The organism is Luteibacter mycovicinus, from assembly GCF_000745235.1.
GTDB classification, from domain to species: domain Bacteria; phylum Pseudomonadota; class Gammaproteobacteria; order Xanthomonadales; family Rhodanobacteraceae; genus Luteibacter; species Luteibacter mycovicinus.
Genome location: NZ_JQNL01000001.1, coordinates 3,695,257 through 3,714,790 on the forward strand (window position 1 = coordinate 3,695,257; position 19,534 = coordinate 3,714,790).

A 19,534-nucleotide genomic window follows, 5' to 3' on the forward strand; every position below is an offset into this window, starting at 1 on the left:
TGACGCAAATTTATGACAGTGGAATGTGACGCACCGGATGTGTGACGAATGTCGCGCTATTCGCCTGCCGTGCTGGCTAATCTCACTCCCAGCACGGTGGCGAAAACACCGTTTTCAGCGCGTTATCGGGGGATTTCGTGAACAGTGATGCGCTTTTCCGGCAGGAACGGCGAGGGCTGACGTTCGAGTGCCGGGACGTCGAGACGCGACATGAAATGGTGCTGCGCTCGCTGATGCGGGTGATCGATGGCCGGCTTCGTCAGCGCTGGATCGCTACGGCGGTCGAAGGCGATCTGGTGGTACGCAGCGAAGACAATCGCATCGCACTGCAGCCTGTCGGAAGGGGTGCCTACGCGGACGCGACCCAACACAGCCGGGTGCTGGCGTTCCCCTTCAACTATCACACGCTCGAAGATACGTTGAACGAACTGGGCGACCTGCTCGAGCAGGCATCGCCGGCGCTGCCCTCACGCATCGACCGTCATGCGATGGCGACCAACAGCTTCCGGCTGCGCCACTGGCCCGAAGCCGGACTGGTCGCGACGCGGGAGCGCATGCGCATGTCCGCGGTCCTGCTGCGTGCGGACGTCAGCGCCGGCGAGCTCACCCGGATGATCGGCTGCACCGCCGGCGAATGCCGCCAGTTGCTCACCGACCTGCATGACGCGGGGTTGCTGTCCAGCGAGCCGCTCACCGCCGGAAAACGCGATATCCAGAATCCGTTTCTGTCGAGCCTGACCGTGCGTGAGCGCGTCGGCGTGATCGGGCGTATCCGTGCACGACTGGGACTCTGATAGCGATGCCTGAATTCAAGCTTGTGTTCACCGGCACCACCGGCGCCGGCAAGACCACCGCGATAGCCGCGGTCAGTGACGTCGCGCCGATGGCCACCGAAGCACGCAACATGGATGCGGGTTTCGCCAAGGCGACCACCACGGTCGGTATGGATTACGGCGAACTGGTGCTCGCCGATGGCGAGACGCTGCGCCTTTACGGTACGCCGGGCCAGGAACGTTTCGACTTCATGTGGAAGATCATCGGCCGCGGCGCGCTCGGTCTGATCATACTCATCGACAACAGCCGGCCGGCGCCGCTGGAGGACTTCTCGCGCTACCTCGCCGGCTTCGCCGATCTGTTGCGCACGGCACCCTGCGTGGTGGGCATCGGCCGCACCGAAGGGCATCCGCTGCCGGGTCTCGATGCCTTCGTCCGCGTGGCGGCACGCCACGGCGTCACCTGTCCGGTGATCGCGGCCAACGCGACGCGCAAGGACGATGTCCTGCAGCTGATCGATCTGCTGCTCTGGCAGCTGACCGCCCATGCGGAGGTCGCGTGCTGACGGTCGACGAGGAATCCCGCACATTATGCGAACGGACGGCCGATCGCCTGCTGCGTGACGTCCGGGGCGTACGCGCCGTGATCGTGACCACGAGCGATGGCTTGCAGCTGGCGTGCCGGGTCGAACCGGGCGACGATCCGGCCCGGCTGGCCGCCGTCGCGGGCTCGCTCGCCGCGCTCGGCGAGCTGGGCAGTCACGAAGCGCATCTGGGGGCGTGCCGGCACGTATGCATCGAAGCGGAAGGAGGGCACGTCGTGCTTTGCCAGGCGCGCGGCGAGCATCTCGATGTCGTCGTCTGCGTCGCCGGTGGTACTCACTCGGGACTCGGGCAGATGCTTTACACGACGCGGCAGCATGCCTCCCGGCTGGCCGCCGCGCTCGACGCCCGCGAAGCCGTCACCGGCTGATTCGCGGTGCGACGTTCGTCAGGACTCAGGTCTTCTGCTTGGTGCCGAAGATCTTGTCGCCCGCGTCGCCTAGGCCGGGCAGGATGTAACCCAGTTCATTGAGATGGTCGTCGATGGAGGCGACGTAGATCTCGATGTCCGGATGTGCGGCCTCGATGCGTTTGAGGCCTTCGGGTGCGGCGACCAGGAACAGGCCCTTGATCCGCTTCGCGCCGGCCGCCTTGAGCATGTCGACGGTGGCGACCAGCGTGCCCGCGGTCGCCAGCATCGGATCGACGATGATCGCCGTGCGCTCGTCCATGCCGCCACTGAGCTTTTCGTAGTAGGCGACAGGCTCGAGCGTTTCCTCGTCGCGCTGGAGGCCGACCACGCTGACCTTCGCCGCCGGGATCATCTCGAGCACGCCGGTGAGCATCCCGAGGCCCGCGCGCAGGATCGGAACGATGGTGACCTTCTTGCCCTTGATGTGGGTGACCTCGACGGGGCCAGCCCAGCCCTGGATGGTCTTGCACTCGGTTTCCATGTCGGCCGTGGCCTCGTACGTCAGCAACGCGGCGACCTCGGAGGCCAGCTCACGGAATTCCTTCGTGCTGATGCCCGCGGCGCGCATGAGGCCGAGCTTGTGCTGGATGAGGGGGTGACGGACTTCGACGATTTTCATGGACGGAAACGGGGCAGTGGGCGACGCGCCATTCTCGCACGCGGCGCCCGGTCTGTTGATCAGCCCTTGAGACAGGTGCTCATGTAGCGCTTGCGTTCGTCGCCCTTGAGGCTCTTTGCCGATGCGTCGGCGTTACACGATTTCATTTTGTCCTGCTGCGTCGCCTTGGCCGGCTGCTCACCCTTCAGGCAGCCGCTCATGAAGGCTCTGCGCTCGTCGCCCTTCTTGCCGGTGGCTTGCGTATTGCAGGTGCTCATCCGCTGTTGTTGCGGCGTGAGGTCCTTTTTGGCGGGCGCTTGTGGCGAGGCGGCGAGGGCGCCTGTGGCGAAGGCGAGAAGCGAAGCTACGGCAAGGACACGAATCTGCGTACGCATGGCGAACCCCTACGTGACGCCGGGCCAATCCGGCGGTCCGAGCTTAACCTGTAGGAGCGCGCCTCGCGCGCGATTTTTCGGGGCTACGCAATGGCGGTCGGGGCTCATCGCGGTCGGGGATCGCGCGCGAGGCGCGCTCCTACAGGGACTGTTACGCCGCCTTGGTTGACGATTCCGCCCGGCGCGGGCCTTCCTTCAGCGCATGGCGGATCTCCTCGATGATGAGGTCCACCTCGGCGCTGGTCACCTGGAAGTGCGGGGTGAAGCGCAGCGAGTTGGCGCCGCCGTGAATCACACCGATGCCGCGCTCGCGCATGTATTCCTCGGTGGAGCCCTCGCCATAGCACTTGAACTCGGGGGCCAGCTCGCAGGAGAACAACAGGCCCGTGCCCTGGACCTTGGTGATCAGGCCGCCGAGTTCGTTCTTGAGGCCCTCGAGCTTCTGCACGAATTCACGGCCACGCGCCACGATGTTGTCGCGCACCGTGTCGGTCAGTTCGGCCAGCGTGGCGACGGCGACGTCGAGGGCGCGCGGGTTGGCGGTCATTGTGTTGCCGTAGATGCCCTTGCGATACAGGCCGGCGGTGCGCTCGGTGACGGCGAGGACGGAGAGGGGGTACTGGCCAGCGTTGAGCGCCTTGGAAAAGGTCTCCATGTCCGGCGCTTCCATCGACTCGAAGCCGGGGTAATCGACGATCGACAGCACGCCGTGCGCACGCAGGCCGGCCTGGATCGAATCGACCAGCAGCAGGGTGCCGTGCTCGCGGGTGAGTTCGCGTGCGGCGGCGTAAAACTCCGGCGTGAGCGCACGGCCCGGATCGCCTTCGCCCATGACCGGCTCGAGGAACATCGCCTCGATGAACCAGCCCTGGCGATCGGCTTCGGCAAACGCGGCCTTCAGACCCGCGACGTTATAGGGCTCGACCGTGATCAGCGAGTCTTCGTTACGGAAGCTGGCCAGGTGCTGCTGGTAGTTGCGACGCGAGGAATCGGAGTAGAGGGCCGGGCGCTCGGTGCGGCCGTGGAAGGCGCCCTTCACGGCGAGACGCTTGATGCTGCGACCCGCGTGACGCGCGCCCGGATCGGTCATGAGGCGTGCGTTGACGTCGGCGATGCGGCCGGCCAGCGTGACCGATTCCGAGCCGGAGTTGAGACAGAGGAAATGCGTATACGGGCTGCCGCCGCGCGTGCGACCGAGTTCCTTGCGCAGCGCGGCGCAAAGACGCGTCTGCGAGACGTTGGCCGTCATCACGTTGGCCATGACCTGCGGACGCGACATCGCTTCGATGATCGCCTCCGGGTTGTGACCGAAGCCGAGCATGCCGTAGCCGCCGTTGTCGTGGACCACGGCACCTTTCAGCGTGACGACCCACGGGCCGCGAGCCGCGGCGGGCACATACGGATTGAGACCGTCGTCGGGATAGAAGTTGACGAGGCTCGACTGCAGCTGGTGGATCTGTTCGGCTTCGTCCAGGCGGAGGAAGTCGGCCATGTCGGTACGCAGCGCGCGGTGATAGGCGACCGCCTCTTCGATGGCACGGACCAGCGCGGGGTCGGAGGAGGCGAAGCGGGCGATGGTCGTATCCGGGAGGCCCCGCGTACGCGCCGAGCCACCGAATTCACGCAGCTCACGCAGATGACCGATAACGTCCATAACGCACTCCTTCGACCGCTAAGTGTTTATATGTAAAGGGTTTAATGACCCAGCATAGCATGCGGTTTTTGGCCCCGTAACCCCCGGGTGACGCTTGTCACATTCGCACAATGACGCAAGCGACTGCCACCAAGGGGTTACGTACGAATATGTTGCGACGCAAGGGAGGGCACTCATGAACAACGACACCTGCATTGCACGTCTGGACCAAGTCGGCAAGCGCTACGGCAACCTCGTCGCGCTCGACGGCATCGATCTTTCCATTCACCGTGGCGAGTTGCTGGCAATGCTCGGGCCTAATGGGGCCGGTAAGAGCACGAGCATCGGTCTGCTGCTGGGTCTCATCCGCGCCGACAGCGGTACCGCCAGCCTTTTCGGCCGCGATCCGCAGGACATCGACGCGCGTCGGCGTATCGGCGTCATGTTGCAGTCGGCGAGTCTGCCGCCCACCTTGAAGGTGCGCGAGTTGCTCACCCTCACGGCGAGCTACTACCCGGAGCCGCGCCCCGTCCCGGAGTCCGCCGCGCTGGCCGGCATCGTCGACTTGCTTGGCCGGAAGTACAGCGATCTGTCGGGCGGTCAGCAACGCCGTGTGCAGTTCGCCATGGCGCTGGCGGGGCGTCCCGAAATCCTCTTTCTCGACGAGCCTACGGTCGGCATGGATATCACGGCCCGGCAGGCGCTGTGGGCCGCCATCCGCACGCTGGTCGCCGGCGGCTGTGCCGTGGTGCTGACCACGCACTACCTGGAAGAAGCCGAAGCGCTGGCCGACCGCGTCTGCGTCATCGCCAAAGGCAAGGTGATCTCCGAAGGGACGGTCGATGCGCTACGCGCGCATGTGGCTGTGCGCCGTGTTCGCTGTGATACCACGACACCGGTGGACATCATCGCGCAGTGGCCCGAAGTCTCCTCGGTCGACACGCATCAGGGGCGTCTGACCGTCGCCACGACGCAGGCGGAAGGCGTCGTGCGCCGCCTGCTCGATGCGGATCCGACACTGTCCGAACTGGAAGTGCAGCGTGCCGGTCTGGCGGAGGCCTTCACCGAAATCACCCGCGAATCCGAAGCCGGCGACGTCGCCCGGGAGGCCGCATGAACACGATCCAAAGTACCGCCGTGCCGGTGATGACCGCCGGGCGCCTGATCAACGCTTATCTCCAGGAAGCCCGGGCGGAATGCCTGCGCTACCTGCGCAATCCAGGGTTCCTGCTGCCGACGCTGCTGTTCCCGTCGGTGTTCTACGTGATGTTCGGCATCTTCCTCGCGCATTCGAACAGCGCCGATGCGCCACGCTATCTACTTGCCTCGTACGGCACGTTCGGCGTCATGGCGCCGGGGCTGTTCGGCTTCGGCGTATCGCTGGCGCTGGAGCGTGATACGGGGCTACTGACACTCAAGCGCGCCTTGCCCATGCCTCCCGGCGCATACCTCATCGGCAAGATGTGCATGGCCGTGCTGGTGGCCGCCATCATCTCGATCATCCTGCTTTGCCTGGCGACCTTCGTCGCCGGCGTATCGTTGCCCGCATCGCGCATCGCCGCCTTTTTCGTACTCCAGGTGCTCGGCGTCCTGCCTTTCTGCGCGCTGGGCCTGCTGATCGGTACGCTGGTGAAGGGGCAGGGCGCGCCCGGGGTGGTCAACCTGATCTACCTGCCGATGGCTTTCCTGTCGGGCCTGTGGATTCCGTTGCCGGTGCTGCCGCCGTTCCTGCAGTCCATCGCGCCGTTGTGGCCTGCGTATCATCTCGACCGGCTGGCGCTCTCGGTGGTAGGTCTCGGAGAGGGCGGTGACGCGATCCACGCGCTTGTCCTGCTCGGGTTCACCGCGGTTTTTCTCCTGATCGCGACGCGCCGCCTGCGCCGCTACGGTTGAAGTAGCATGACGCCACGCCTTTCCTCGGACACCCGTATGGCCCGCTCGTGGTTAACGCCAGCACCGGACTCGCTCTGGAATCGCTTCCGCGACAAGCCGCGCCTGCGCGTTGCCAGCCTGTTTCATCTGGTCTGGACGGTCTACGTCTTCGGCGATCTTGCGTTCGCAAGGACACTTTCGCCGCACTGGTGGCTCGTAACGGCGACTTCGTTTCCGGTGTTCCTCGGCCTGTATGCGCTCTGTTACACGCGGTCGCTGAGATGGTCGCCCTGGCTTGGCGGCGCGGCCGCGCTGCTGGGCTTTGCCGTCATGGGGGTCAATGCGAGCGCCGGGGGGTGTTATGTCATCTATGCCTGCGCGATGGTCGGCTTCGACGGTTCGCCAAAACGGTCATTCAGTGGCATGGGCGGCGTGCTCGGTGCGTTTGTCCTCGTGGGCTGGTACGTCTATTCTTGGCCTCCGGCGATCATCGCCGGCATCACCTTCATTGCGTTGTGCGTCGGCTCGATCAACGTGATCTACCGGTACAACGCGCAGCGTGACGCGGAACTCAAGCTGTCCCACGACGAGGTCCGCCGCCTTGCCGCGATGGCCGAGCGAGAGCGTATCGGCCGCGACCTGCACGATCTGCTCGGTCACACCTTGTCGCTCATCACGCTGAAGCTCGAGCTGTCGCGCCGACTGCTCGACAAAGACGAAGCGGCGGCGCGCCGTGAGATGGAGGAAGCCGAGCGCGTAGCCCGGCATGCCCTCGCCGAGGTGCGTTCCGCGGTCACCGGTATCCGCGCCTCGGGCATCGCCGCCGAACTGGCCTCGGCGCGTCTTCTGCTGAATGCGTCGATGGTCGGCTTCGAGTACACCACCGAACTGCCCGTCCTTTCCGAGCGGATCGAAGCCGAGCTGGCTCTCGTCCTGCGCGAGGCGGTCACCAACGTGCATCGTCACGCGCGTGCGTCGATCGCCGAAGCGCGCGTCGAGGTGCACGGCAAGGAACTGTTACTCACCGTCATCGATGACGGTAAGGGTGGCGTATCGGATGAAGGCAACGGTATCTGTGGCATGCGCGAGCGCGTGCGCAAGCTGGGGGGCACGCTTTCGTTCGAGTCGGCTCGCGGTGCCGGCACGCGCGTGCGCATCACGGTCCCGTTGAACCCCGGCGACCGGCTGGTGACGCCGCCTCGTGGCGAACTGCCGGGCGCGCTGCCCGGTAACCAGCGTCTCGCGTCATGAAGTACTGGCCGGCTACCCACCCGGATTCGCTGCTGGCGAGTTTCCGTTCCCCGACCTACCTGCGCTGGCAGGCGGGCGTGCAGATGTTCTGGCTGATCGGCCTGGTCCAGGGGCCATTGGCCGTCCACGGTTTTCAGTGGTCGTGGATGGCGCCGACACTTGCCTCGATCGTGGTCTACGTGGCTTGTACGGTGGGCGTTTTCATCGGCCCGTTGTGCCGGTTGCCGTTTTACGCCGCTGCCATCGTCGCACTCGGTTTCGTCCTGTGGCTGGTCAATCCCATCTCGTTGGGCTACGTCGTGCTCGGCGTGTCCCTGTTGGCGTACGCCCGTCGACCGTGGTTCTGGCTGGTGGGCACGCTGGCCGCCACGGCGATGACCCTGGCCTGGGCGTTCGCCTTCGGCATCCCTTTTCTCCATGTATCGATCGTGTTCGCCGCCGGGTTGATCTCAGGTTGCGGCAACTACCTCTACGTGCGCGGCGCCCGCCGCGATGCGGCGCTGCGGCTTTCGCAGGACGAGGTGCAGCGTCTCGCCACGCTGGCCGAGCGCGAGCGCATCGGGCGCGACCTCCACGATCTGCTGGGCCATACGTTGTCGCTGATCACCCTCAAGTCCGAGCTGGCCAAGCGTCTCGCGCTGGCCGATCCGGTGCGGGCGCAGCAGGAAATGGAGGAAGTCGAGCGCGTCGCGCGGCATACACTGGCCGAGGTTCGCAGCGCGGTGACCGGTCTTCGTGCCGGTGACCTTGCCGGGGAAATCGTTTCCGCACGCGTCATGCTGGAAGCGTCCGGTATCGCCTTGTCCGCCGAGCTACCCGATCGCTTCGATCTCGCACCCACGGCGGAGGCCGAACTGGCCCTCGTCCTGCGTGAGGCCGTCACCAATATTCACCGACATTCGAGTGCCACCGAGGCACGTGTCGTCATTACCCGGAATGGAGAGGAATTTTCGATGCGCATCACGGACAACGGCTGCGGAGGACTGGCGGCCCATGGCAACGGCGTATCGGGCATGCGCGAACGCATCCGGCGGATCGGTGGCCGGCTGGCCATCGAGTCCCCGGCGCGCCAGGGCACGCTGCTCGCGATCAACCTGCCACGCGCCCGTGGCCTGGTGGAGCGCTCCGCATGATCCGGGTACTTCTTGCGGAAGATCAGGCGATGGTGCGCGGCGCGTTGTCGGCGCTGCTCAACCTGGAGTCCGATATCGAAATGCTCGGTACCGCCGCCGATGGTGAGACGGCCTGGCGCGAGCTCCAGCGTCTGAAGCCCGATGTGCTGGTCACCGACATCGAGATGCCCGGGCTGACCGGGCTGGAGATCGCGCAGCGGGTGCATCGGCATGAGCTGCCGATCAAGGTCGTCATCGTGACGACGTTCGCTCGTCCGGGCTTCCTCCGTCGTGCCCTCGACGCGGGCGTCAGTGGCTATCTGCTCAAGGACGCACCGGCGGAGAATCTGGCCGATGCGTTGCGCACCGTGCATCGCGGCGGTCGCGCCATCGATCCCCAGCTCGCGCTGGAAGCCTGGTCCGATGCCGACCCGCTGAACGATCGCGAACGGCAGGTTCTTCGCCTGGCAGGGGAGGGGCAGTCGGCCAGCGACATCGGTACGCAGCTGAACCTCTCCCATGGCACGGTTCGGAATTACCTGTCAGAAGCCATCGGTAAGCTCGGCGCCGCGAACCGGATCGAGGCCTACCGCCTGGCCCGCCAAAAAGGGTGGCTCTGAGGGGCGATCCGCCGGGTAGAATGCACCTGCCCACGCCAGCCGGCGTCACGGAGATCCACTCGCATGCGGCGGCACTCAGGGCCCAATGTAGGAGCGAGCCCGCTCGCGAACACACGCATGAACAGGTCGCGGCCTCCGCGTCTTCGTCCGGCGATCGCTCTGGCGCTGTGGACGCTTCTGTCCGCCTGCACCCACCCGCCCGCGCCACTCACCCACGACGCCTACATCTGGCAGCGCCAGTGGACTCCATCGCTGCGTGAGTCCGTGGCGTCCTCGTCGGATCTGGTTCGCGACTGGCGCGTACTGGTCGCACAGGCCGACAACGACGGCGGCTATCATGTTTTCACCCCGGACCGCGCCGCGCTGGCCGCCACCGGACGCCCGGTGGTGTTCGTGGTGCGTATCGACGGCCGTCTTTCGCATTTCGACGAGGCGTCTCTGGTGTCGCGCGTGGCCGGACTGGTGCACGACGCGGGGGCAGCCGCGGCGGGCGTCGAGATCGACTACGACTGCCCCACGGCGCGCCTGCCGGCCTATGCCAGCTTTCTGCGCCATCTGAAAGGCGAGCTTGGCGGCGTGCCACTATCGATCACGGCACTTCCCACCTGGATAGGGTCGCCCGATCTCGACACCGTGCTCGCGGTACCCGATGAGTCCGTCCTGCAGGTGCACGCCGTGCAGGCACCGCAAGCGGGTCTGTTCGATCCGGACGTGGCGATCGGCTGGATCGCCGACTTCGCCCGACATACCCATAAGCCGTTCCGGGTCGCCCTGCCTACGTACGGATCCCGGGTGAGCTGGAACGCCGACGGCACCTTGCTCGCGGTCGAAAGCGAGCAGGGTGCACGCGCCGCGGGTGCCGTCGCTTCCGAACTCTACGCCTCACCCGTCGCGGTGCGCGGGGTGGTCGACCGACTCGCTCGCGCCCGGCCGGCAGGTCTGGTCGGCGTGGCCTGGTTCCGCCTTCCGACACCGGAGGACACGCGTGCCTGGAGCCTCGCCACATGGCGCGGCGTGGTGACGGGGAAACTGGACGCACCGGCGCTGCGGGCCACGCTTCGTCCCGGCACCGGCGACGCGGCCGCCGACGTACTCATCGACAACCCCGGCGGTATCGACGCCGTCGCGCCCGTCGCCGTGCGGCTTCCGCATGGCTGCGATGTCGCCGATGGTGTCGACGGATATGTCGTACGTCGCACCGACGACGGCCTCGAACTCGTTTCACGGCAAGCCCGTCCACTGCCCGCACACGTTCAGCGGCCGATCGGCTGGGCGCGCTGCCCGGCGGGTTCGCCCGTCACCTTATCCATCCGCGCTGAAGGAGCGCCGCTTTCATGATGAAGTCCCATTCGCTGGCCGTCGGCACGGCGCTGGCTCTGGCAGGCGCGGTCGCCCTGGCCTGCGGGCCGTGGTTCCCGTCCCAGATGCTGGACGACCGCGCCGCCACCCTGGCGGCCGTGCCGCAGAACACCTTTGCTTTCGAGGCTGCACATCTGCTGCCGTCGACCGATGCGCTGGTCGCCGTCGAAGCCAGCCGCTACGGCGAACGGGATACGAAGCCCGATCTTCCGCCGGATCAGGCGGAGCGGGTGAAAACGCTCATGGCATCGGCGAGCGGCGCGGATGCCTTCGTCGCGGGCGAGGGTCTCCCGGCGGACGTGCGGGGCTACGTGGCCGGCGCGGTCGACTGGAAGCGCGCGGTGGCCGACTGCCCGGAGGCGCCCGAGGTCGACTACCCCGACGTCGCCGGCCGGCCGCTCTGCACCGGTTTTGACGGTGACGCGCTCGCCAAGGCTCAGGGCCAGTTCGAAGCGGCGGCGGCACTGGCACCGGACCAGGCAAAAGCGCGCGGCGCGTGGGCGGCTTACATGCTTGGCGAGGTTCACGCGCTGCGCGCTGGCAAGGCGTTCGGTACGCCCGCGTTTGCCGCCGAACGCGCGGCGGCGGTGAAGGCCTTCCAGGACACGCGTGCCCGCGTGCTCGCCGGCGCCTCGGATGCGCAGGGCCTGGCGGTCGCCAGTTTCGGTGAGGAGGCACGCCAGAGCCTGTACGCCAATGGGAAACCGTGCCTCTGGGCCGAGATGGTCAGCGGCGACGACTGCATCGCCGATATCCCGGCCGCCGATCTCAAACACGCGATCGCGCTGTACGCCGCGCAAGCCGGTCACGGCTCCGGCATCGCGGTTGAATCGCTTGCCGCCCTGGCCGGCGCGGTCCTCGCCGTGCCGGTGCAGGCGCAGGCACTCGTCGACGGTCCGATCTCCCAGCGCCTGCTCGTTACCTACGCGCTGGCTCGGGTCGCTCCTCAGACGACCGACGGCCAGCCCGATCCCACACTCAGCGCGCTCATCGATGCCATCGGCAAGGTGGCGCCGGACAAGGTCGCCGCGGCGGATCGCCTGGCCTCGCTGACTTACTCGCTGGGCAGGTACGACGACGCCGGGAAACTCGTTGCGCACGCGGACGGTCCGCTCGCCGCCTGGGTTCGCGCCAAGCTGGCACTGCGCAAGGGCGATCGCAACGCGGCCGCCGGGGCCTATGCGGAGGCGGCGAAGGCCTTCCCTCGCGCAGACGATCCCAAGGCCGCGCTCGAGCCCGCCAGCGTGCATCAGCTGATGGGCGAACGTGGCGTGCTCGCGCTGGCCCGCGGCGACTACGTCGAAGCGATGACGCGCATGTATGAGGCTTCCACCGCCGTCGGTGGCGACGGCAACGTTTATGGCGAAGATGGCGAGGGCGTCGGCGCAGGCTACGGCAACGACACGATGTACATCGGCGAGCGCGTTCTCACCGTCGATGAACTGAAGAGCTTCGTGGATACGAACGCGCCCACGGCGACGCCTGCGCCGAAGGCCGATGACAAGGATGCTGCGCTCGCGTCGCCGTACTCGCTCACGCTGGGCGATCGCCTGCGCTGGATGCTCGCGCGTCGCCTGATGCGTGCCGGCCGTTTCGACGATGCTTATACGTATTTCCCCAGCGGTGTGGACAAGCGTTACGCGGAGGTCGACCTGCGCGCCACCGCGAAGGCCTACGCCGACGACCTGCATGATGGCGATCGCCGCTGGACCGATATCGGCAAGGCCGAGGCGCGTTTCGCGGCGGCGAGGATCGCCCGCGAGCACGGCATGGAACTGCTCGGTTACGAGCAGGGCCCGGACTATCGCGACGAAGGCGGCAGCTACCCGGGCGGCAGTGGCCAGACGGCGGCGACGCTGAAGGACGACCTGGTAACCGGCGGGGAGCGTCAGCGCTTCGCGGATAGCACGGCGCAACCCGACCAGCGCTTCCACTACCGTTACGTCGCGGCCGATGAAGCCGTATCCGCCGCCGACCTGCTGCCGCCGCGCTCCCAGGCCTTCGCCGCGAGCCTGTGCGTCGCCGCAGGATGGATGCTCGACGGTCCGCCCGGTTACGACGAGCCGGAAGAGGGCGAGGCAGGCAAACCGGTCAGCGAACGTCAGCGTCGCGCCGAGGCTTACTACGCGCGTTACGTGAAGCAGGGCCCGTACGTCGAATGGGCCGACGACTTCGGTCGGACGTGCGAGCAGCCGGATTTCGATCGGGCTCGGGAACTCAAGCGTGCGCAGCAGGTGAGGGCGGTGAAGCACTTCATCCGTAAGCATCTGATCGTCGAAATCATCGTGCTGGCGCTCGTTGCCGCAGGCTTCGGCTGGGTCATCGTCCGGCGTCGACGGAAGCCCCGCGTCTGACGAGGTCGCCCCGGAGGCGGGTGTGGGCGATAATCCCCACCCGTTACCCGATGTTGCCCTTGCCGTGAAGAAATCCGATTTCGACTTCGAACTCCCGCCCGACCTGATCGCCCAGGCCCCGCTGGCCAGGCGCTCAGGCAGTCGGCTGCTCGTGGTCGATGTCGCCGCGCGCAGCAAAAAAGACCGTAAGTTCGACGAACTCCCGGAAATGGTTCGTCCCGGCGACCTTTTGGTGTTCAACGACACCCGTGTCCTGCCGGCGCGTCTTTACGGCCGCAAGGAGTCCGGCGGCGCCGTGGAGATCCTGATCGAGCGCGTCACCGGACCCCATGAGGCCCGTGCGCAACTGGGTGTCAGCAAGAAGCCGAAGGAAGGCGGCAGGATCGAACTGGCCGACGGCAGCATGATCACGGTGCTCGGCCGGGAAGGCGAATTCTTCCTGCTGCGCTTCGAGTCCGAAGAACCGCTGGAGCGCCTGCTGTCCCGTCTCGGCGAGATGCCGCTGCCGCCCTACATCGAGCGCACCGCCGATCAGTCGGATATGGAGCGGTACCAGACCGTGTTCGCTCGTGAGCCCGGCGCGGTTGCTGCGCCTACCGCAGGCCTGCATTTCGACGAGCACCTGTTACAGCGCCTGCGCGACGTGGGCGTCGATATGGGTTACGTCACGCTGCACGTGGGCGCCGGCACGTTTCAGCCGATGCGCGCCGACGACGTGCGTGACCACGTGATGCACCGCGAGTGGCTGAATGTGGGCGCGGCGCTGGTCGAGAAGATCCGTGCGACGCGCGCCGCGGGCGGTCGGGTCATCGCGGTGGGGACGACCGTAGTCCGCGCACTGGAGAGCGCGACGGTGGAAGGGGTGCTTCGCCCCTTCGCCGGTGAGACCCAGATCTTCATCTTCCCCGGCTACAAGATCACCAGCGTCGACGCGCTGATCACCAATTTCCACCTGCCGCAGTCGACCCTGCTGATGCTGGTCTCCGCGCTGGCCGGTAAGGAAACGATTCTCGACGCCTATCGCTACGCGGTGCTCCAGCGGTACCGGTTTTTCTCCTACGGCGACGCGATGCTGATCTACCCGGCAGCGACGCCCGCATAAGCGGCAAGGCAGCCGCCCTGGCCTAAAGCTTTGCCAGGGTGGGCCGATAAGCCCATCGAACGACCCACCCACGGTACGGACGATGGCGAAGAAATCCTCCAAAGACGCGACCAGCGCGCCGCTCACGCTCGATGCCGACCTGCGCATCGCCGCGGCGCCTGCGCTGCGCGATACCCTGTTGGCGGCGCTCGCCACCGGCGGCTCGGTCGAGATCGACGGCGGCGCGGTGGTCCAGGTGGACACCGCCGCCCTGCAGCTGCTCGCCGCGTTTTCCCGCGACGCAAAGGCGGCGGGGCATCCGGTCACCTGGACGGGCGTCAGCGACTCCCTCCAGCGCGGCGTGGCCGTGCTGGGTCTCAACGGCTTGATTGAACTGCCGGCTCGCGCCGGCGTGAACTGAAGGTGCTTCGATGGCTAAGATTCTTGCGGTAGACGACTCGGCCTCCATGCGCAGCATGGTTGCTTTCACCCTGCGTGGCGCCGGCCACGACGTCGAAGAAGCCGATAACGGCCAGGCGGCGCTCGATTCGGCTGCCGTGCACAAGTTCGACCTGATCCTGGCCGACGTGAACATGCCGGTGATGGACGGCATCACGATGGTCCGCGAGATCCGCACCCGTCCGGACTACCGTGGCGTGCCGATCCTCATGCTGACCACCGAGTCCAATCCGGAAAAGAAGATGGAAGGCAAGGCGGCTGGCGCGACCGGCTGGCTGGTCAAGCCGTTCGATCCGGAACAGCTGCTGGCTACCGTCGGCCGCGTGCTCGGCTGATTCTTCGTAAACGGCTCTTCCTCAAGTTCCGGTAATCCAGGGTTACTTCCATGTCCAAAGTCGATCTGGCGCAATTCCACAAGGCGTTTCACGAAGAGAGCCTCGACGGTCTCGACGCCATGGAGCAGGCGCTCCTCGCGCTGGACGAAGGCGCCGAGGATCCGGAACTGATCAACGTCGTGTTCCGTGCCGCCCACTCGATCAAGGGCGGCGCGGCCACGTTCGGCTTCACCGATGTGGCGGCGTTTACCCACGTGGCCGAAAACCTGATGGACGAGGTCCGCAGCGGCCGCCGTCCGATGGAAAAGGCCGTCGTGGAGCTGCTGCTGCGCTCGGGCGATACCGTGCGCGACATGCTGTCGCTGTCGATGGCCGGCCAGCCGGCCGCCACGGCGGAGAGCCAGGCCCTGCTGGCGGAACTCTCGGCGATGGTCTCCGGTGCGCCTGTGGCGGCACCGGTGGCGGTCAAGGCCGCCGCGCCGGTCGAGGCGATCGAAGGCTGGGACATCGCGTTCCGTCCGTTCGATTACCTGCTCAAGACCGGTAACGATCCCGCGCGCATGTTCCGTGAGCTCGAGGCCATGGGCCCGCTCTCGGTCACCTGCGACGCGAGCAAGCTTCCCGCGCTGGCCGATATGGACGCCGAGTCGTCCTACCTCGGCTGGACACTCCATCTCGCCGCCGGTGCCAAACGTGCCGCCGTCGAAGGTGTATTCGACTGGGTCGATGGCGATTGCGAGCTGACGGCGACGCCGCGCATCGCCGCGGCCGCGCCGGTCGCCGCCGCACCGGTTGCCGCCGTGGCCGCGGCCCCGGCCGCCCCCCGTGCCGTGCGCGAGCCCGCCGTCAACAGCGAGTCGAGCTCGGTTCGCGTCGGCATCGAAAAGATCGACACCCTGATCAATCTCGTCGGCGAACTGGTCATCACGCAGTCGATGCTGACCCAGTTCAACGACGGTGTGGACGCCTCGCAGCTGGAAATGTTCCGCCAGGGGCTGGCCCAGCTGGGTCGCCATACGCGCGAACTGCAGGAAAGCGTCATGAGCATCCGCATGCTGCCGATCAGCACGGTGTTCAACCGCTTCCCGCGTCTGGTCCGCGACCTCGCGCAGAAGCTCGACAAGAAAGTCGTGCTCGACATGCGCGGCGAAACCACCGAACTCGACAAGACGGTGCTGGAGAAGATCGGCGACCCGCTGGTGCATCTGGTCCGCAACGCGATCGACCATGGCCTCGAAGTACCGGCTAAACGCCAGGCCGCTGGTAAGGGCGATACGGGCACGCTGCGCATGGAAGCCTTCCACCGCGGCGGTTCCATCGTGGTCGAAGTGGCCGATGACGGCGCGGGTCTGAATCGCGAGGCCATCGTCGCCAAGGCGGTCTCGCGCGGCATCATCGCCTCGGGCGATCACATGTCCGACGACGCCGTGGCCGACCTCATCTTCGAAGCGGGCTTCTCCACCGCCGCCGCCACGACCGACCTCTCGGGCCGCGGCGTGGGCATGGACGTGGTCCGTCGCAACGTCATGGACCTGGGCGGTACGGTCAGTATCCGCAGCGTCGAGGGCAAAGGCACCACCTTCACCATCACCTTGCCGCTGACGCTGGCGATCATCGACGGCCTGACGGCCGCGGTGGGTGAAGAAACCTACATCGTGCCGCTGGTTTCCATCGTCGAATCCGTGCAGGTGAAGCCGGATGCGATTCGCAGCGTGGCGGGCGGCGGCGAGCTGTTCCGCTTCCGCGATCACTGGCTGCCCATCGTGCGGCTGTTCGACGCGTTCGGCTGCGCCGGTCAGCGCCGTGCCATCGACGACGGTATCGTCATCGTGGTGGAAGGCGAGGGCAGTCGCATCGGTCTGTTCGTCGACGAACTCATCGGCCAGCAGCAGGCGGTGGTGAAGTCGCTGGAAGCCAACTATCGCCGGGTCACCGGTATCTCCGGCGCGACGATCCTGGCTGACGGCTCCGTCGCGCTGATCGCCGACGTCGCCGGGCTGGTGCGTCTGCAGGCGCGTCGCAAGGCGGCCTGATCGCCGTGGGTTGAACGGGGTCGCGCGCAAGGCGCGCTCCTACAACCGCCGGCCATCCCCGCCGCGCGGTGCCCCAACCGGTAAGCCCGTGCGGTACCGCCGCGCGGTAGGAGCGCGCCCTGCGCGCGAAAAGCCGACAAAGCAATGAAGCGGCACGCCCCGGTTCCCCATTCCGTCTCCCCATCCCCGCCCATCCCGCCCCATCACGCCCCACACCCCACCGGATGCGGCACCGCAAAATTGCCCCTCAAGTCCCCACCGGAATAGCCGATACCCCAAGGGAAGGGGTCCCGAACCGCCGATCCGATCCGCCGTGGGAACGACATGAATCAAGCAGCCAATACCGCCATCGACGCGTCCGACGAGGCCGCGCAGTACCTGACCGTCAACCTCGGTAACGAGGAATACGCGGTGGATATCCTCGCCGTCCGCGAAATCCGCGGCTGGACACCGGTGACGCGCATCCCGCAGGCACCGTCCTATGTGCTGGGTGTGCTGAACCTGCGCGGCGCGATCGTGCCGGTGCTCGATCTTCGCCTGCGCTTCAATCTGGCGCGCGAGGAATACACCGCCACCACCGTGACCGTCATCGTCATGGTCAACGGTCGCCAGTTCGGCGTGGTGGTCGATGCCGTCTCCGACGTGGTGGAGGTCGCTCCCGGCGGCATCCGTCCGGTTCCCGACATGGGCACCACCGTCGATACCGAATACCTGAAGGGCCTCACGTCCGTCGGCGAGCGCATGGTGTTGCTGCTCGACGTCGACCGTCTCCTGCAGCCGCAGGACGCCCAGATGCTGGAAGCCGCGCTGGCTTCCACCGACGTCAAAGCCGTCGCCTGAGCGTAGAGGCGCCGTGGCGGCTTCGGTCGCCGTGGCGTGAGATGCCCGGTTTGCCACTGCCGCACTTTGCCGATTGGAATCGCAATGAATAAGTTCAAGTTCAAGATGCCCGCCCTGACCGTCCGTGGACGCCTTTACGGTGTGCTCGGTCTTTTGGGCGTCATGCTGATCGGCGGCGCCGCCGTCGGCCTCGGTGCCATGTACTTTCAGAACGAAGGCCTGCGCAAGGTCTACGAGGAAGAACTCGTTCCGTCCGAGATGCTCAGCCAGGTGAGCACGCGCGCCCTGATGGCCTTCGTGGTCATGGGTGAAGCCGCGGCGAAGGTGTCCGAGAAGGATCAGGTCAACCAGAAGCTTGCCGAGTTCCAGAAGCTCCAGGACGAGATGGCCAAGCTGAAGGACGACTACAAAAAGATGCCGATGTCGCCGGAGATCAAGAAGCTCTACGACCGCTGGCAGTCGTCCAACGACGAGTACAACTCGGCCAAGAACGACATGCTCGACGCCCTCAAGCAGGGTGACGAGGGCGCGCTCGACGTCATGGAGATGTCCGTCCGCCCGATCCTCATGGATCGTCAGGCGCAGCTCGCCAAGCTGGTCACCGCCAAGCGCGACGAGGCCGCGGCGATCTACGAAAAGCAGGCAGCCCAGTACAAGACGATCCGTGCCTTCTGCATCATTGCGCTGTCGCTCGGCCTGATCGTCAGCCTGCTGATCGGCGTGCTGGTGATCCGCTCGATCCTCCGCACGCTGTCGGTCACCGTGAACGTCGCCAACCAGATTGCCGAAGGCAAGCTGGGTCACGACGTGCAGGTCACCCGTCAGGACGAACTCGGCCAGCTGCAGGGCGCGTTCCGCGCGATGGACGAGCGCCTCAGCGCCATCGTCACCGAAGTGCGTCACGGTTCCTCGTCGGTCAGCACCGCCGCGCAGCAGATCTCGCGCGGTAACGACGACCTCTCGCAGCGCACGCAGGAACAGGCGTCCAGCCTGGAAGAAACCGCTTCGTCGATGGAAGAAATGACCTCGACCGTCAAGCAGAACGCCGAGAACGCCAGCCACGCCAACCAGCTGGCCCGCGGTGCACGTGAGCAGGCGGAGAAGGGCGGCGAAGTCGTTGCCCAGACCGTTGTCGCCATGCGCGAGATCAACAGCTCCAGCAAGAAGATTTCCGACATCGTCAGCCTCATCGACGAAATCGCTTTCCAGACCAATCTGCTGGCGCTCAACGCCGCGGTGGAAGCCGCGCGTGCGGGTGAGCAGGGTCGCGGCTTCGCCGTGGTCGCTACCGAGGTGCGTAACCTCGCCCAGCGTTCGGCGGGTGCGGCCAAGGAGATCAAGGGCCTCATCAACGACAGCGCGAGCAAGGTCAAGGCCGGTTCCGAGCTGGTCGACCAGTCCGGTAAGGCGCTCGCCGAGATCGTCGAGAGCGTGAAGAAAGTGACCGACATCGTCGCCGAGATCGCCGCCGCCAGCTCCGAGCAGTCGGCCGGTATCGACCAGGTCAACCACGCCGTGCTGCAGATGGACGAGATGACCCAGCAGAACGCCGCACTGGTGGAAGAATCCGCCGCCGCCGCCCGTGCCATGCACGAGCAGGCGACCGAGCTGAGCCGTCAGGTGTCGTTCTTCCAGGTCACCGGTACAGTGGCTTCCGCGCCGGCCGCCAGGGCGCCGCGCAAGGACGCCACGCAGGAAGAGATGGAAACGGTGTTCGCCGCGGTGCGCAGCACGCCGGCCGCCCCCGTGCGACCGTCGCGTCCCGCCGAGTCGGCTGACTCCGGCGTGTGGAAGGAGTTCTGAT

General features: G+C 66.5%; 19 protein-coding genes. 16 read left to right on the forward strand and 3 right to left on the reverse strand.

Going from position 1 to position 19,534, the window contains the following annotated elements; translation table 11 throughout:
• Positions 1–137 precede the first annotated feature (137 nt).
• The 3 genes from FA85_RS16260 to FA85_RS22195 are packed head-to-tail and all read left to right on the forward strand — an operon-like array spanning position 138 to position 1,746.
• The gene (locus FA85_RS16260) at positions 138–794 is read left to right on the forward strand and encodes a hypothetical protein (protein ID WP_156108784.1); all 657 of its coding nucleotides are present in this window, start codon (positions 138–140) and stop codon (positions 792–794) included.
• Between the two features lie 5 nt (positions 795–799).
• Positions 800–1,339, forward strand: coding sequence for a GTP-binding protein (locus FA85_RS16265; RefSeq protein ID WP_036114875.1), 540 nt, complete (start codon positions 800–802; stop codon positions 1,337–1,339).
• A complete protein-coding gene (locus tag FA85_RS22195) occupies positions 1,333–1,746 on the forward strand; it encodes a roadblock/LC7 domain-containing protein (protein WP_051943869.1) in 414 nt (137 codons plus the stop codon). The genes FA85_RS16265 and FA85_RS22195 overlap by 7 nt, the downstream gene beginning before the upstream one ends.
• Positions 1,747–1,771: 25 nt before the next feature.
• On the opposite strand, the gene upp is transcribed toward FA85_RS22195, so the two are convergent.
• The 3 genes from upp to FA85_RS16285 form a co-directional block, all read right to left on the reverse strand.
• Positions 1,772–2,407 (reverse strand): uracil phosphoribosyltransferase, encoded by a 636-nt coding sequence (upp, locus tag FA85_RS16275; protein ID WP_036114872.1) that lies wholly within the window; start codon positions 2,405–2,407, stop codon positions 1,772–1,774.
• A 59-nt stretch (positions 2,408–2,466) separates the two neighbouring features.
• Positions 2,467–2,781 (reverse strand): PsiF family protein, encoded by a 315-nt coding sequence (locus FA85_RS16280; RefSeq protein ID WP_036114869.1) that lies wholly within the window; start codon positions 2,779–2,781, stop codon positions 2,467–2,469.
• Between the two features lie 151 nt (positions 2,782–2,932).
• On the reverse strand, positions 2,933–4,435 hold the full coding sequence (locus FA85_RS16285) for an aminotransferase class III-fold pyridoxal phosphate-dependent enzyme (protein ID WP_036114867.1): 1,503 nt from the start codon (positions 4,433–4,435) through the stop codon (positions 2,933–2,935).
• Positions 4,436–4,610: 175 nt separating this feature from the next.
• Here FA85_RS16285 and FA85_RS16290 point away from each other — a divergent pair, with 175 nt between their 5' ends.
• From FA85_RS16290 to FA85_RS16350, 13 genes are all read left to right on the forward strand, one after another.
• Positions 4,611–5,531, forward strand: coding sequence for an ABC transporter ATP-binding protein (locus FA85_RS16290; RefSeq protein ID WP_036114862.1), 921 nt, complete (start codon positions 4,611–4,613; stop codon positions 5,529–5,531).
• Positions 5,528–6,307 (forward strand): ABC transporter permease, encoded by a 780-nt coding sequence (locus FA85_RS16295; protein WP_036114860.1) that lies wholly within the window; start codon positions 5,528–5,530, stop codon positions 6,305–6,307. The genes FA85_RS16290 and FA85_RS16295 overlap by 4 nt, the downstream gene beginning before the upstream one ends.
• Before the next feature lie 6 nt (positions 6,308–6,313).
• A complete protein-coding gene (locus FA85_RS16300) occupies positions 6,314–7,537 on the forward strand; it encodes a sensor histidine kinase (RefSeq protein ID WP_051943868.1) in 1,224 nt (407 codons plus the stop codon).
• On the forward strand, positions 7,534–8,670 hold the full coding sequence (locus FA85_RS16305) for a sensor histidine kinase (RefSeq protein WP_051943865.1): 1,137 nt from the start codon (positions 7,534–7,536) through the stop codon (positions 8,668–8,670). The genes FA85_RS16300 and FA85_RS16305 overlap by 4 nt, the downstream gene beginning before the upstream one ends.
• Complete coding sequence (locus tag FA85_RS16310) at positions 8,667–9,269, forward strand: response regulator transcription factor (RefSeq protein WP_036114856.1); 603 nt, start codon at positions 8,667–8,669, stop codon at positions 9,267–9,269. The genes FA85_RS16305 and FA85_RS16310 overlap by 4 nt, the downstream gene beginning before the upstream one ends.
• 117 nt (positions 9,270–9,386) lie before the next feature.
• Positions 9,387–10,607 (forward strand): DUF3142 domain-containing protein, encoded by a 1,221-nt coding sequence (locus FA85_RS16315; protein WP_051943864.1) that lies wholly within the window; start codon positions 9,387–9,389, stop codon positions 10,605–10,607.
• The gene (locus FA85_RS16320) at positions 10,604–12,982 is read left to right on the forward strand and encodes a hypothetical protein (RefSeq protein ID WP_051943862.1); all 2,379 of its coding nucleotides are present in this window, start codon (positions 10,604–10,606) and stop codon (positions 12,980–12,982) included. The genes FA85_RS16315 and FA85_RS16320 overlap by 4 nt, the downstream gene beginning before the upstream one ends.
• A gap of 64 nt (positions 12,983–13,046) precedes the next feature.
• Positions 13,047–14,084, forward strand: coding sequence for a tRNA preQ1(34) S-adenosylmethionine ribosyltransferase-isomerase QueA (gene queA, locus FA85_RS16325; protein WP_036118098.1), 1,038 nt, complete (start codon positions 13,047–13,049; stop codon positions 14,082–14,084).
• A gap of 82 nt (positions 14,085–14,166) precedes the next feature.
• A complete protein-coding gene (locus FA85_RS16330) occupies positions 14,167–14,484 on the forward strand; it encodes an STAS domain-containing protein (protein WP_051943860.1) in 318 nt (105 codons plus the stop codon).
• Positions 14,485–14,494: 10 nt separating this feature from the next.
• Positions 14,495–14,857, forward strand: coding sequence for a response regulator (locus tag FA85_RS16335; protein ID WP_036114852.1), 363 nt, complete (start codon positions 14,495–14,497; stop codon positions 14,855–14,857).
• 50 nt (positions 14,858–14,907) lie between these two features.
• Positions 14,908–16,890: a chemotaxis protein CheA gene (locus tag FA85_RS16340; RefSeq protein ID WP_036114848.1), complete on the forward strand. Its 1,983-nt coding sequence runs from the start codon at positions 14,908–14,910 to the stop codon at positions 16,888–16,890.
• Between the two features lie 324 nt (positions 16,891–17,214).
• Positions 17,215–17,730 (forward strand): chemotaxis protein CheW, encoded by a 516-nt coding sequence (locus FA85_RS16345; protein WP_036114845.1) that lies wholly within the window; start codon positions 17,215–17,217, stop codon positions 17,728–17,730.
• A gap of 84 nt (positions 17,731–17,814) precedes the next feature.
• Positions 17,815–19,533, forward strand: coding sequence for a methyl-accepting chemotaxis protein (locus FA85_RS16350; RefSeq protein ID WP_036114842.1), 1,719 nt, complete (start codon positions 17,815–17,817; stop codon positions 19,531–19,533).
• Position 19,534 lies beyond the last annotated feature (1 nt).